This window comes from Candidatus Margulisiibacteriota bacterium (assembly GCA_028706105.1).
GTDB lineage: Bacteria > Margulisbacteria > Riflemargulisbacteria > GWF2-35-9 > DYQY01 > DYQY01.
This window is the reverse complement of record JAQWCF010000002.1, coordinates 1-14,022: the sequence shown is the minus strand read 5'-3', so window position 1 is coordinate 14,022 and position 14,022 is coordinate 1. Positions and strand designations below refer to the sequence as shown.

Below are 14,022 nucleotides of genomic sequence, written 5' to 3'. Positions count from 1 at the left end.
CAATCTAGCTTGTTACTAGTAGGCTCGGACTGGGATTGTTATTTCCCCCATCTGAATCACCTATATTTGCATCCTTACTTATCTCCTGAATAGCTGAAATTTTGTCTTTAATACCTGAAATATTAATAAAATTAGGACCGTTTGGTTGAGTTAACCCATCTAAAAATTTAATGACCTTTGCTTTATCCTCTACACTTGAAGTTGCTGTCTCTGTTAATAAAGCCATAAACCATTTGCTAGAAAGCAACCCAACCGCTGTATGGAATACAACAGAAGCAGAAGCATTTAAGAAACTAGCAAATTCTTGTGGTAATTCTGTAATCAGTTTCTTCAAAACTAGCCGCCCTGAAGCAGACCCAAGAAATTCAGGGTTATACAACTGTTTATTCTTAAGTATGTTTGGCTGTAAATTATCACCCAGTCCCCCAACCCTAATTAAAGCCAACAACCCCTTTGCCTCTATATTTTCATTCAACTTAGCAATTACCATATTATTATACTCTTCTCCACAAATCCCTTTCATTAAATATGCTACCTTTGAGAAATCATGGTTATCCGTCAAAAGGCCTTCAACAAAAACAGCTTTATCTACAATATCTATCAGTCTTTTTCCTATATCATAAAAATCGTCTACACTCCAAGTATCACTAATTTTCTTAATTAACTCATTCCTTTTACCGGAATCCATATTTGCAATGAAATTAGCCACCAAGGTTTTTAAGGCTTCCACGCCATTTGCATAATCCAACGCTATAAAAACTTTTACTAAGTCATCCGGAGATAATCCATTTAGTGCGTTCACAAAACTAGTAGCTACATCAGTGTTAGCATAATCTATTTTACCTAAAACCAAAGCCAATACCGCTGGCGTCTCTTTAACAAGTTTTCCAGCATTATAAAGTTTACGCATTGCGGCAGGTATAATTTCTGCAATGTTAATTGGAGTTATCTGTTTGATTTGACCATTCAAGTATATTGCCACATTCTCTGGTGTACCAAGGGCTGAACTAAGCATACTTTTTGGGGCTATAGCATCAGCACTCTTGACTTCTATCGAAACAATCGGTGATGAATCATCTATCGTTGTTATACTGGAATCAGTTTCGTCCTTTTTTGTTTTTGCAAAAGTTAACTTAGTAGCATTTGCAGGAATAGTCAATTCTGTCTCACCGTTTAATATAGAATAAGACGTACTCCCATCAAAATTATAAGCACCAACCTCTCCACCTACCAAATCAGCAATCTTCACCTTCATACCAGGGAATAAGGGAGCATTACTCTCTCTGAGCGTTAGTCTTCCACTTGCATCTGCTGGCGGTTCTTTAGTGTCTCCAGTTGTTCCTGCTGCTCCACCCGTTGCTCCTGCTTGTCTCGCTGCTAGTGGTGGTGCTGTTGACGCATTAATAGCATTGGTAAACGTTTGGGGAAGTTCAAACTTGTATGACTCAGTTTTAGTAGTCTTTTCTCCCGTTGGAGTATATCCTTCAATACTGAACTGATAATTTGTGCCAGCATTAAAGCTTGTAGCCAAAGCATATCCAGCAATTGCGTTACCCGTAAATACTGATTTCCATGAAGGAGGAATAGCCGCTTTAGCTAAGACAGGAGGGTTCGCTTTATCATTAGCTGCTACAGCAGGATTACCTGCATCCCAATACATTAGCGATGCAGGATTTACGCCTTCACGATTCAATCCGTCATAAAGTTCCTGTGACGTCGCCACTCCCTTTACTGACGCTAACGCAGCTTTCAAAGCTGTTGCTTTCGCCTGAGTTTCTACTAAGTTTATATCCTCTGTTTCCTTAACATCCTCATCTCTATAAATAGTCATTTCATTTAAGTCGCCTTGTGCCAACATTTCAAGTATATTAAGGAACAAGAGTTCCTTCTCTTTTTCATTTGGTGGAGGATTCTTCTGAGTCATAAATGTCAAAAATTTATCCCAGTCAGCTTTCTTAAAACTTACAACTTCATAAAAAACATTGTTATCACCTTGAACTGAAATCTTTAACTCCTCGCCCTTCAGCACTAATTGAACCCCTGGACCAAAAAGTCGGAATGGAGCCGTTGGTGACAATGGTAATGTTACCATAGCAAAATTATTTGCCAAACTTGTCATCTGGTCTGCAGTTACTGCGTGGCCACCAGAACTAAATTGTCGGGCTAAATGGTCAGCAGCAGCAGCGGAGTTAGTGCTCCTTCTTGTAATAGAATAAGCAGAGGCTGAAATAAAATCTTTAGAAAATTTTTCAAAATTAACAGTACTACCTCTCATCTTCACTGATTCAAAAGAACGACACATAGCAGTTATTGCTTTTATTAACGAGTTTCTGTCAACGTGTGGCAACTCGTGACCTTCAATAGGTTTAAAAAATTCTGTTCTAAAGGCTGTACCGCCTGCCCAAGAAATAGACACATCTTGTCCGCCCTCCTTAAAAACACCCTTTGACTCACCCTCATAATCTGTACTTTCACCAAAATACCCAGCAAGAGCAAGCATCCTTAACATTGCTACTTTAGCTGTATCACTAATGTCTTCATTACCAGTGAATAACTGCCTGATTTGTGATGGCAACTTATCTAATGGCAACTTATCAAGCGCTTTTGCGTCACTCGGATTTTTTGCTCGCATAACAAAATCTTGAAGTGACAAAACTGATATTAAAACTTTTTCATCGTCAGGTGATATTTCTGGTGATGCTTCAGGCTTGACTGCTGCTGGTGCATCTGGCTTGACTGCTGGTGGTGTTGAGACATCCATCTTCAGTTCTTTCTGAAACATAATCAATTCTGCATACGATATAATTCCTGATGGCAATGCATCCGAACTAACTGCATCTATAACCCAAACATCTTTAGCCCCTACTTTACCTCCATCTTTTAAAAAACCCTGAAGTGTTTCCAATGCAGTTGCCTTTGATGTATCATCACTAGCAGTAAGCCATATATTTAATGCTTCCTTAACAGCTTCAAGTCCGTCCTTCGTAAAATGACTATCTCCTTGGATTTGAGAAACACCATCCAATAATCTATCTAAAACTGATTCACTTGGTCCTACTAAAGAACTAGCAGAAATCACGCTAATACCTTCTAATTGCCCAACTAAATTTTCATTTAATTGGACTGAAGGATTAAATGTATCGTTAAGCAAGGCTGATATTTTAGCAGCAGAAATTGGAACAGCTCTTAATGCTCCACTAGTTGTTGCATCAAAGCCTTTAGCCACTTGTTTAAAATAAAACTTCGGTGCTCCTTCAACTGATGTCATATCTTTATCCTTTCGCTAACCTCACCCGGCGTAAGACACCGAGAACTTTTTAACCACTACAATATCGCCACCCTCTCCTGACAGAGAGGGTTCACTATTTACTATTTGCTATCTACTATCTATATTCTGCCCAATATTTTCTATCTTAAACATACTATTTTTAAAATCAAATCTTCCCGGCGTAACACAGCTACAACTGCTGAAACACTACGATGTCGCCACCCTTCTTTATCAAGAAGGGTTTATTTGCTGTAATTTTTTTAGTAACTTTTTAATCAAATCTTCCCGGCGTAACACAGCAACAACTGCTGAAACACTACAATGTCGCCACCCTTCTTTATCAAGAAGGGTTTATTTGCTGTAATTTTTTTAGCAACTTTTTAATGACAAGATCGGGGTATTTCAAGATTTCTTCATTGGTGAAGCGAATTATTTCAATTGCAAAACTTTCTCTAAGGATATCTTCCCTTAGTTTATCGTATTCTTTATTGTCATCATGATAATCTCCATCAACCTCTATAACAAGCAAATGTGCACTACAATAAAAATCAGCAATAAATTTATATAATGGTTTCTGTCTTAGAAATCTGTATTCCTTAAAACAATCTTTTTTCAATATATCCCACATTCTAGCCTCTGCTAGAGTCGGGTTTATTCTATTAATCCTAGAAAAAGCTAATAATCTTTTTTCATAAGTAATAAACGTAAACTTATCGCGCATAGCTCAATTCTACTAAACAATGTAATGTATTTAAAGTTACTCTCAACGCCCCTTAACACCTAATCCTTCCTTGTCAAAGGAAGGTGCTCACAACTTTCCCCATTCTGAAACAATCTACTCATTTGAGCGGATGGATTCCTAAAGTTACTCTCACAAGTTTCTGTCTTCTGAAATGCACTGAACTATTCGCTCCCCCTTAGTGGGGAGCTGTCAGCCTTAGTCTGACTGAGGGGGTCTCACTACTCATTTGAGCGGATGGATTCCTAAAGCCACTCTCACAACTTTCCCCCTTTTCCCTTTTACTTTAATAGGTAACAGACGTAATCTTTTTAAGATTAACAATAATTGACGAATAGTTATTTGACACAAATAAAAAACAATGTTATATTCCCTCTACAATGACATTAACTACCAACGACATAGCAACGATAAGAACCATTGTAAAAGAAGAAACTTCTAAAGACTTTTCATGTCTTAAAACAAGTGTGTCTTATCTTGAAAATGATAATTCTACTCTTAAAACAGATGTTGCTATACTTAAAACAGATGTTGCTATACTTAAAACAGATGTCGCTGTACTTAAAACAGATGTCGCTGTACTTAAAACAGATGTCGCTGTGATCAAAGAAGATGTTTCTATCCTAAAGGAAGACATGTCTCACGTTAAAAAAAGACTGGATAAAATGGACTACAATTTTGATGACACCAATGACAATATCCAATTTATAATGGATAACATGTTAACAAAAGATGACGCTAATACTATTGTTCATAATGCTGTAAACTTGGTAATGGAAAAATATATGGGTGAATTTCAAGCAGTCAGAGATAAACTATTCTTCCAAGACGAACATTTTGTGGCTTTCAGAAAAAAATTAGAAGAACAAAGAGCTCAAACAGACCTTAATTCACTCAAGATATTGCATAACAGTAAGAGAATAACTACTTTAGAACAAACCAAATAACCAACTAAACAAATAAACATTAAGCTTTAGGCTTTCAGCTTTTAGCTTTTAGCTTTATAATAAATATATGAATATCGGACTTATCGGAACAGGAACAATCGGCTCAGGCGTTATCGCTCTTTATCAAAACAACTTTGATAAGCTTAACTCTCACGCCAAAAAACACTTTAAGCTAAAGACCATCTGTGACTTAGACTTTAGTCGCTGTCCTTATGATTTGTCTTCCTTTCAGAAAACAAACAGCTTTAAAGAACTTATTGCTGACCCAGAAATAAACATTATTATTGAGCTTATCGGTGGAGATGAACCTGCCAGAACAATTATCGAATCTGCACTTAAAGCTAAAAAGCATGTAGTAACAGCTAATAAGCTTGTTTTAGCAAAATATGGCAAGGGACTACTTAAGCTAGCTGAGGAGAACAACGTTTCATTACTCTATGAAGCATCTGTTGGCGGAGCTATTCCTATTATTAACAATCTAAAAGATTCACTTTCGCCAAACAACTTTAAAGAAATAGTTGGTATCCTTAACGGAACAACCAACTTTATTCTAACTAAGATGCAAAAAGAAAACGCTGACTATGCCGTGGTGCTAAAAGAGGCTCAAAAACTTGGTTATGCAGAAGCTGATCCTTCCTCTGATGTAGAAGGAATGGACAGTTGCTACAAACTCTCTATTTTAGCGTCTATTGCCTTTCAATCTGACATAAATATTGAACAAATTTTAATGGAAGGCATAACCAAAATATCTGCAAAAGATATAAACTATGCCAAAAACCTTGATGCCAGCATTAAACTCCTAGCAATTGCTAGAAATACTGACAAGGGCTTAGAGCTAAGAGTACATCCAGTTATACTTAACAACACTCACCCACTTGCTGCGGTTAACGATGTTTTCAATGCTGTCTACGTAGAAGGTGATGCTACTGGAGAAAGTATGTTCTATGGACGAGGCGCAGGAAGCATCCCAACTGCAGGTTCTGTTTGGGCAGACCTACTAAATATTATCAACGGAACAGCTTATGGCACAGAGAAAAAGAAAACGATAACCATTCTACCTAAAGATGAAATTGTCTCTAAGTATTACATCAGACTACTTGTAGAAGACAAACCAGGCGTACTTGCGGAAATAAGTGGTATTTTTGCTAAAATGAAAATCAGTATCAAAGAAGCAATCCAAAGAGGTGCGGGAGAAGATGCTGAATTAGTTATAGTCACACACACCATCAAAGAAGGCAATAAAAACAAAGCAATCGAACAGATCAAAGACTTGTCTTGCATCAAAGACGTTGCAAGCATTATTCGTGTAGGGATTTAATCCCCCTCTGTCATTCCCGCGTAGGCGGGAATCTAGTATTTATTTCCTATTTAAACTTACTTACTAAAAATAAATTCTAATGAATGGATTCCCGCCTACGCGGGAATGACGATAGTAAACCAGGAATGACTAACATATTCATATACAGTATAGCTTACATTTATTCCCCCTTAATAAGGGGGAAACCTTTGCCATAGCAAAGGAGGGTGATTATCGCAAATAGTTAAACAAAATCTTTAATATATTCAAAAAAAAGGCTAATATTCTAATAAGCTAAGAAATTAATTTTATCTGGGGGGATAATGAACAAGTATATTTGCATTCACGGACACTTTTATCAACCACCGAGAGAGAACCCCTTTCTTAATAAAATAGAAAGACAAGACAGCGCGTTCCCTTATCACGATTGGAATGAAAAAATTAACGATGAATGTTATCGACCAAACACCTCATCAAGAATTCTTTCACCTCATGGAAAAATAGTTGATATTATTAATAATTTTCAATACTTAAGCTTCAATGTCGGGCCCACTCTAATGAACTGGATTTACGATAACGACAAAAGTACATATGAAAAAATAGTTGAAGCAGATGAAATTAGCAAAGAAAACAACAACGGACACGGTAATGCTATTGCCCAGGTTTATAACCATATAATCATGCCTTTAGCCAACGAAAGAGACAAACAAACACAAATCAAATGGGGAATAGCTGATTTTAAAAGACACTTCGGACGTGACCCAGAGGGTATGTGGCTTGCAGAAACTGCTATCAATATGGAGACAGTAAAAGCTTTAATAGCTAATGGAATTAAGTTCACAGTGCTATCTCCCTTCCAAGCAGAAAAGGTAAAAACATATTTCTCTAATGAATGGATAAATGTTTCTAATGGAACTGTTGACCCAACTCAACCCTACCGAGTTTTTGTTGATGAAACCAAAGAAAAATACTTAGATGTCTTTTTTTATGATGCCCCAATCTCAACAGCTATCAGCTTTGAGCATCTCCTAAAAGACGCTCACACTTTTGCAGAGAGGCTAGATGCAGCAGCTAAACCCAACCAAGGCAGACCTACGCTAGTAACAGCCTCTACTGACGGCGAAAGCTACGGACACCATGAACCGTTTGGGGACATGTGCCTTTCCTACTTTTTTAAACATCTTGCCAAAGAGTACAACATGAAACAAATTAATTATGGTGCTTTTCTGGAAAGATTTGCCCCTATCTCTGAAGCAGTACTTAAAGAAGGAACTAAACATGAAGGCACTGCATGGAGCTGTGTCCATGGCGTTGGAAGATGGAAAGAAAATTGTGGCTGTAGCACTGGTGGTGGCGCTGGGTGGAATCAAGAATGGAGAAAGCCACTGAGAGAAGGACTTAATGCGCTTCGAGATTTATTATGGGAAACTTACGAAAAAGAAGCGACACCTCTGCTAGCTAACATCGAAAAAGCAAGAAATGATTATTACTTCGTCTTTCACGGTAGCTGGTCTAGTGAAAAGTTTTTTGAAAAAAACGCCAAAGGATCTCTTACCGATGAACAAAAAGTAAAAATATTAGAATTATTAGAAAGTCAGAGATTTAGTCAACTAATGTTTACTAGTTGTGGATGGTTTTTCTCTGAGATATCTGGAATAGAAACTGTTCAAATCATTAAATATGCCAATGCTGCTATTTACTATGGACAACAACATACTAAAGTAGATTTAGAAAAGGTTCTTATTGCTTACTTGAAAGAAGCTAAAAGCAACATTAATTCTGCGCATGACGGAGATGCGATTTACAAAAAATGGATAAAACCCTACGAATTAACTAGAGAAAAGGCTATTAACCAGTTTATAGTCAAAGCACATCTAACCAATAAAATTAAAGAACAAGAAGTGTATCTATATACCGTCAGTCCTATTAATGATCTTACTTTTAAAAACGAAGATACCACCTTTAGAGCACTTAACTGTTCAATAATGAATATCTATACTGGGAAAACAACAGAACACTCAGCCTTACTCTCAGAAAAAAATGGGCAAGTCAAAACATCTATCAGTAAAACGATTCTTGACCTAAATTCCATCAAAAAAGAACTACTGGATGATCCAAATAACTCAACAGAAATAATTAAAAATAATTATCAGAAGACACTAAGCATGATAGACCTTAACTTTGAAGAAAGCTCTGACATCATGAAAATACTCTGGTCTAAGAAAACCAATAGACTGAACAAAGACCTCAATAAATTATATACTGGCTTTAGAGATTTAATAGAAGAAACTGTTAGAATGGGCGGAAATCTTCCTACTGAAATAAAATCAGCAATTGAGATAATCATGTCAGCAAAACTATTAAGTGAAATCCAAGAAATAACTAGCTGGAATAACAAAAACATAAAGCCAGCACTAAGAATAATTAAACTTAGTCATAGCCTACATCTAAATCTAAATGTTAATGAAACTCGTGCTTATTTAGAAAAATACCTAAATTCATTAATAAGCAAAATAGAAAAAGGCAAAGACCCTAAAGATATCAATATTGCAATATCTTTCCTTGGCATCTATGAAAAATTGGAAATTAAATTCAACAGATCTTCTGCTGAAACAAAAGCTTTTCTTCTTCACAAAGCAGACCAAAACAATACGCTATTAAAAGAACTAGCACTAATGATGAATATTTTGGTATAACTAGTAATCCCCCGTCACGTTCTGTCATTCCCGCGCAGGCGGGAATCTAAAACCTAAACAATAGTTTCATATAAATCATCCCATTCTGAATTATTTTCTATTATTTTACATATTTTCCAATCTCTATTCCATTTTTTCATTCTTTTTTCTCTTATAATCGCTTCTTTAGCAGTTTTATATGACTCATAGTAAACTAATTTATCAAGATCATATTTTTTTGAAAAACCATCAATTAATTTTTCTTTATGTTCATAAATTCTACGAACCAAATTATTTGTCATGCCAATATATAACGCGCCAAATGGTTTATTTGTAATTATATAAATGTAATACATTCTATTATTGTAATAGATTCCCGCCTTCGCGGGAATAACATAGGAAAAAACAGGAATTACTAAATAAATGCTCAGGAATGAAGATAGAAGTTGCTGGAATGACTAAATAATACACAGGAATAACAGAAACAAAATGTTTATGAATAACTAATTAAAATGCTAAGTGACTAACACATAGACCTTGAGGTATAAATAATAAATAAACGTATATACTTTTAAGACCCACGAAACTTGTACTGAGTTTATCGAAGCATCAAAGGGGGAAAGTCGCATTTACACTGAGCCAGTCGAAGTGAAGCGATTGGGGGATTATTTATTGTCGAAGCGAGCTAATGCACATATAATACTCTAATGGAAAACTTTTCCTTTAAAATTCTTAAAAAAAGCAAAAAACATCAAGGCAGGGCTGGAATTATTTCAACTCCACATGGTGAGATAAAAACCCCTGTTTTTATGCCAGTTGGCACTCTTGCCTCAGTAAAAGGGCTGACACCAGAAATGATTTATGACACAAATGCTGACATTATTCTGGCTAACACCTACCATCTTTTCCTTAGACCTGGCACAGAGGTTTTAGAACAATTTAATGGCATACAAAACTTCATGAATTGGCATAAACCTATTCTGACAGACAGTGGCGGTTTTCAAGTCTTTAGCCTTGGTAACCTAAGAAAGATAACAGAGAATGGTGTAATATTTAATTCTCATCTCAACGGAGACAAGTTTGAATTCACACCTGAAAAAGTTATAGAAATCCAACAGAAAATTGGAGCAGATATCATCATGCCTTTAGATGAATGCTTGGCAGCTGAAACGAATATTGATAAAACCTATAAATCACTAGAACTAACAACTAGATGGGCAAAAAGGTCTCAAGAATACCTTAATAACTCTGGTCGACACTCACAAGCCCTCTTTGCTATAATACAGGGAGGCATGTTCCCGGAATGTCGCAAGGCATCCGCAGAACAGTTACTTGATTTGAATCTTTTCGGTTATGCAATAGGTGGACTAAGTGTTGGAGAAGGTCCGGAAAAAATGTATCCACTAGTGGAGCATACTACTGGTCTAATACCTGAACACAAGCCACGTTATCTAATGGGAGTTGGAACTCCTGAAGATTTAACAACCTGCATAAAATTAGGCATAGACATGTTCGACTGTGTTCTTCCAACTAGACTGGCAAGACATGGTGCTTTCTTTTCTGACCAAGGAAGAAAAAGCATCAAAAAACCAGAATATGAGTTTGAAGAAGGACCATTAGAAGAAAACTGCGACTGCTACGCTTGCCGAAATTACTCAAAAGCTTACATAAGACATCTTTGGAGAAACCAAGAATTATTAGGAATGACTCTAATGTCTATACATAATATTAAATACCTGATAGATCTTGTAACAAAAATCAGGAATAACATACTGGAGGAATAAACTGAAATGTTCACAGATAAACTAAAATTCTTTTACCTAGTTATTGGTATTGCCTTAATGGTCTTAGTCGCAAATAAAGTACCTATCAACTTAGGTCTTGATTTGCAAGGCGGGATGCTGCTAGTTCTCGAAGCTCAAGACACTGAACAAGTCAAAGTAAATGACGACGCAGTGCTTGGAGCCTTAGCTATTATACAAAGCAGAATAGACGGATTAGGTGTTTCTGAGCCTGTTATTCAAAGAAAGGGTCAAAGACAGATTGTAGTCGAACTTCCTGGGATTTCTGATCCTGAAAGAGCAGAAAACCTCATTGGAGACACCGCCCTACTAGAATTTGTGGAAGCTGAATTTGCCCCAATGGATGCAGAAACATTATCCACTGAAGAAATCAAAATTATTGCGGGCGAAGGCATGCGACTAGCCAGAATGAACATCAAGGATAACGCTGGCAATATTGTCCAAGAAACTCCTATCTTCCTTGGCAAAACTCAACTTACTGGCAACGACCTCAGCTTTGCTGGACCTAGCGTTGACCAATTTGGCAAACCAATGATTAATATAGAATTCACACCTGAAGGAACCAAGAAATTTGCAAATGTTACCAGAATGAATGTAGGAAAACCCTTAGCAATTCTGCTAGATGGAGTTGTTTTATCAGCACCAAGAATTAATGGACCAATCCCTGGCGGAAAAGCACAAATATCTGGCTCTTTCTCAATAAAAGAAGTCCAAGATATGGTTATCAAACTAAAAGCTGGCTCGCTTCCTGTACCAGTGAAAATAATTGAAAAAAAAGAAATCGGCCCATCTTTAGGAAAAACCTCCATTGATCAAAGTATCAAAGCAGGAATTATTGGATTTGTTTTAGTTGCTATCTTTATGTTATTGTTCTATAAGTTTCTAGGGTTTATCTCTATACTTTCTTTAATCTTTTACTTCTTCCTTTCAATGACAGCATTCCGACTATTACATGTAACACTGACTTTACCCGGACTTGCTGGCATCGTACTTTCTTTAGGTATGGCAGTCGATGCAAATGTTCTTATCTTTGAAAGGTACAAAGAAGAACTTCGTAATGGTAAAACGCTCAAAAACGCACTAGAGGCTGGATTCCAAAGAGCGATGATTACTATTATGGATTCAAATATTACGACACTAATTACGGCTGGCGTTCTTTTCTGGCTTGGTACTGGGACAATCAAAGGGTTTGCCGTTACATTATCTGTAGGTATTGTAATGAGTCTTTTCACTGCACTTTCTTTAACTAAATTCTTTTTGTTCAGTAGTCTGAACATTACAAAAATAAGAGAAAGCAACCTAATTAGGTTTAAATAAGGAGTTAATAATGGGAAAAATCTATTTTTTAAATAAAGCAAAATATTGGTTCAGCTTCTCAACTATTTTGATATGCTTTGGTCTCTATTATATGACTAGCAATTTCATAACTACTGGTTCACCCTTTAATTTAGGAATAGATTTTACTGGTGGTGTTAACTTTACCATTAATGTTGAAAAGGCAACCACTGAATTTAATACAGACGGCAAATTATCTGAACAAACACGTGGTGAGATAACTTCCTTAATCAGAAAAACCATGAATGAGGCAGGTGTCTCTAGTTTACAACTTACAACAATGGATAAATATCTTTTCTCTTTGAAATTCCAACAAATAGAGAACATCAGTGTAGACGAACTGGCTAAAAAGCTTACTTCCACAATAGAGGGAACAACAATACTTGGGACAGACTTCATTGGACCTTCAGTAGGTCACGAACTCCAAACACAGTCTCTAACCATCCTTGGCGTCGCTATTTTACTATTACTTATTTACATCACCCTTAGGTTTGAATTTTGGGCTGCTATTGCTGCTATCCTTGCGCTCATTCATGATGTTCTGATAGTTCTTGGACTAACCGCTCTACTCCATATTGAAATCAATACCGCTTATGTAGCGGCACTGCTAACTGTCCTTGGTTATTCCATCAACGATACTATTGTTATCTTTGATAGAATTAGAGAAAACTTAAAAGAAAACAAAGACGAATTAGTTGATATTATCAACTCAAGTGTAGATCAAAGCATTACAAGATCAATAAATACTTCCTTTACTACCTTAGCAGTGTTACTTTCCATCTTCTTGTTTGGTGGCGCATCTATCAAAGATTTCGCACTAGTACTATTAATTGGAATTAGCTTTGGTACGTATTCTTCTATTTTTATAGCGAGTCCGTTGCTATATAGATTTAAGATGTTGAATCAATAATCCTCCACCTCGCTATGTTCGGCACCCCCTTTGATAAAGGGGGCTTTAAAGGTATAATTATTTTATGAATTTCAAAACAGCTGATGAACGAAACCCGCTAGAATTAAATGAACTTAGTGAACTACTTGGTGACCCTTATAACTCCATGATTAAATTTACAATTGATGTTGAATTAGAAAAAGCTGTTTTCGGTGGAGAGATGCATGCTGATTCAGAACTAATCTTACTGAAGAATGGTTCTCTTCAAAAAAACATCTGGGGAGCTAACCTTTATCCTGAAAGAGAACGTTCAATCTGGCTAGAATATACCTCGCTTATTAATATCCGTCCTACCCAAGACAACCTAAGTATGGAAATACTTTCGGTAGACTTACAAAACACAATAGCTTTAATAATTAATAAAATCATCAAATAATATGCTCCATACAACTCTTACTCAAGATAAATGGGATAAATACTCAAATATGCAACAAATACTCTCTATCGGCGCAGAGTTCGGAAGAGCAAAAAATGCTATTAAGATAAATGATGACAAAGAAACTAGTAACTCTTATCTTCGAGCATTGGAATTGCTAGAGTTAACATCTGGTGATATAAAATGGCAAAAAAAATTAAAAGAACTACTCTATTTAAAAGAATATTTAGCCTGGGTTTGGATGTTTGCCAGAGCAGACATTGATATCTGTCAAAAAATGTACAGAACATTGTTAGACATTTCCCCAGAGACTTACTTATTTAAGACATAATAATCCGAGAAATGACACTTACGTCCTAATATCAAAAGATATTAGTCCACCTTCCCTTAAAAAGGGAAGGATTAAAAAAATAAGCCCTAAACAAAGAAACAACTAAACCCCACTTCGCTCAAAGTGAGTTCGAAGGGCTGGCAAATAAACAAATAAACAGTATAATAATCCTATGCTAAAAATCGCGTTACTAGGGATTATCCAAGGACTAACTGAATTTCTACCTATAAGTAGCTCCGGTCACTTAGTTATAGCAGAGCATCTGCTGGGAATTTCTTTCTCCGACCTTAGCCTAGAACTGAT

At 36.3% G+C, this 14,022-nt stretch carries 12 protein-coding genes; 9 read left to right on the top strand and 3 right to left on the bottom strand.

What is annotated here, in order from left to right; all coding sequences use genetic code 11:
• Positions 1–4 precede the first annotated feature (4 nt).
• Together PHF25_00390 and PHF25_00385 are read right to left on the bottom strand one after the other, a co-directional pair.
• On the bottom strand, positions 5–3,268 hold the full coding sequence (locus tag PHF25_00390) for a hypothetical protein (GenBank protein MDD4526476.1): 3,264 nt from the start codon (positions 3,266–3,268) through the stop codon (positions 5–7).
• A 340-nt stretch (positions 3,269–3,608) separates the two neighbouring features.
• A complete protein-coding gene (locus PHF25_00385) occupies positions 3,609–3,989 on the bottom strand; it encodes an endonuclease domain-containing protein (GenBank protein MDD4526475.1) in 381 nt (126 codons plus the stop codon).
• Between the two features lie 398 nt (positions 3,990–4,387).
• Between PHF25_00385 and PHF25_00380 the strand changes: the two genes are divergently transcribed.
• The 3 genes from PHF25_00380 (at position 4,388) to PHF25_00370 (ending at position 8,947) form a co-directional block, all read left to right on the top strand.
• Entirely contained in the window at positions 4,388–4,954 is a 567-nt protein-coding gene (locus PHF25_00380; protein MDD4526474.1) for a hypothetical protein, read from the top strand.
• A 67-nt stretch (positions 4,955–5,021) separates the two neighbouring features.
• Positions 5,022–6,272 (top strand): homoserine dehydrogenase, encoded by a 1,251-nt coding sequence (locus PHF25_00375; GenBank protein ID MDD4526473.1) that lies wholly within the window; start codon positions 5,022–5,024, stop codon positions 6,270–6,272.
• A gap of 302 nt (positions 6,273–6,574) precedes the next feature.
• Positions 6,575–8,947, top strand: a complete 2,373-nt coding sequence (locus PHF25_00370) for a DUF3536 domain-containing protein (GenBank protein ID MDD4526472.1) — start codon at positions 6,575–6,577, stop codon at positions 8,945–8,947.
• Between the two features lie 53 nt (positions 8,948–9,000).
• Here PHF25_00370 and PHF25_00365 read toward each other — a convergent pair whose 3' ends face one another.
• Entirely contained in the window at positions 9,001–9,282 is a 282-nt protein-coding gene (locus tag PHF25_00365; GenBank protein MDD4526471.1) for a GIY-YIG nuclease family protein, read from the bottom strand.
• 351 nt (positions 9,283–9,633) lie between these two features.
• Between PHF25_00365 and tgt the strand changes: the two genes are divergently transcribed.
• The 6 genes from tgt to PHF25_00335 all read left to right on the top strand — a co-directional run.
• Positions 9,634–10,710, top strand: coding sequence for a tRNA guanosine(34) transglycosylase Tgt (gene tgt, locus PHF25_00360; protein MDD4526470.1), 1,077 nt, complete (start codon positions 9,634–9,636; stop codon positions 10,708–10,710).
• Positions 10,711–10,716: 6 nt separating this feature from the next.
• Positions 10,717–12,045, top strand: a complete 1,329-nt coding sequence (gene secD, locus PHF25_00355; GenBank protein ID MDD4526469.1) for a protein translocase subunit SecD — start codon at positions 10,717–10,719, stop codon at positions 12,043–12,045.
• Between the two features lie 10 nt (positions 12,046–12,055).
• Positions 12,056–12,973: a protein translocase subunit SecF gene (gene secF, locus PHF25_00350; protein ID MDD4526468.1), complete on the top strand. Its 918-nt coding sequence runs from the start codon at positions 12,056–12,058 to the stop codon at positions 12,971–12,973.
• A gap of 64 nt (positions 12,974–13,037) precedes the next feature.
• Complete coding sequence (locus tag PHF25_00345; protein MDD4526467.1) at positions 13,038–13,388, top strand: DUF5674 family protein; 351 nt, start codon at positions 13,038–13,040, stop codon at positions 13,386–13,388.
• A gap of 1 nt (position 13,389) precedes the next feature.
• Complete coding sequence (locus tag PHF25_00340) at positions 13,390–13,719, top strand: hypothetical protein (GenBank protein MDD4526466.1); 330 nt, start codon at positions 13,390–13,392, stop codon at positions 13,717–13,719.
• 172 nt (positions 13,720–13,891) lie between these two features.
• On the top strand, positions 13,892–14,022 hold a 131-nt coding region (locus tag PHF25_00335; GenBank protein ID MDD4526465.1), incomplete at its 3' end, for an undecaprenyl-diphosphate phosphatase.

Excerpts from the sequence above, each read along its gene's own strand:
- PHF25_00390 (MDD4526476.1), bottom strand. The coding sequence starts at position 3,268 with ATGACATCAGTTGAAGGAGCACCGAAGTTTTATTTTAAACAAGTGGCT.
- PHF25_00385 (MDD4526475.1), bottom strand. The coding sequence starts at position 3,989 with ATGCGCGATAAGTTTACGTTTATTACTTATGAAAAAAGATTATTAGCT.
- PHF25_00380 (MDD4526474.1), top strand. The coding sequence starts at position 4,388 with ATGACATTAACTACCAACGACATAGCAACGATAAGAACCATTGTAAAA.
- PHF25_00375 (MDD4526473.1), top strand. The coding sequence starts at position 5,022 with ATGAATATCGGACTTATCGGAACAGGAACAATCGGCTCAGGCGTTATC.
- PHF25_00370 (MDD4526472.1), top strand. The coding sequence starts at position 6,575 with ATGAACAAGTATATTTGCATTCACGGACACTTTTATCAACCACCGAGA.
- PHF25_00365 (MDD4526471.1), bottom strand. The coding sequence starts at position 9,282 with ATGTATTACATTTATATAATTACAAATAAACCATTTGGCGCGTTATAT.
- tgt (MDD4526470.1), top strand. The coding sequence starts at position 9,634 with ATGGAAAACTTTTCCTTTAAAATTCTTAAAAAAAGCAAAAAACATCAA.
- secD (MDD4526469.1), top strand. The coding sequence starts at position 10,717 with ATGTTCACAGATAAACTAAAATTCTTTTACCTAGTTATTGGTATTGCC.
- secF (MDD4526468.1), top strand. The coding sequence starts at position 12,056 with ATGGGAAAAATCTATTTTTTAAATAAAGCAAAATATTGGTTCAGCTTC.
- PHF25_00345 (MDD4526467.1), top strand. The coding sequence starts at position 13,038 with ATGAATTTCAAAACAGCTGATGAACGAAACCCGCTAGAATTAAATGAA.
- PHF25_00340 (MDD4526466.1), top strand. The coding sequence starts at position 13,390 with ATGCTCCATACAACTCTTACTCAAGATAAATGGGATAAATACTCAAAT.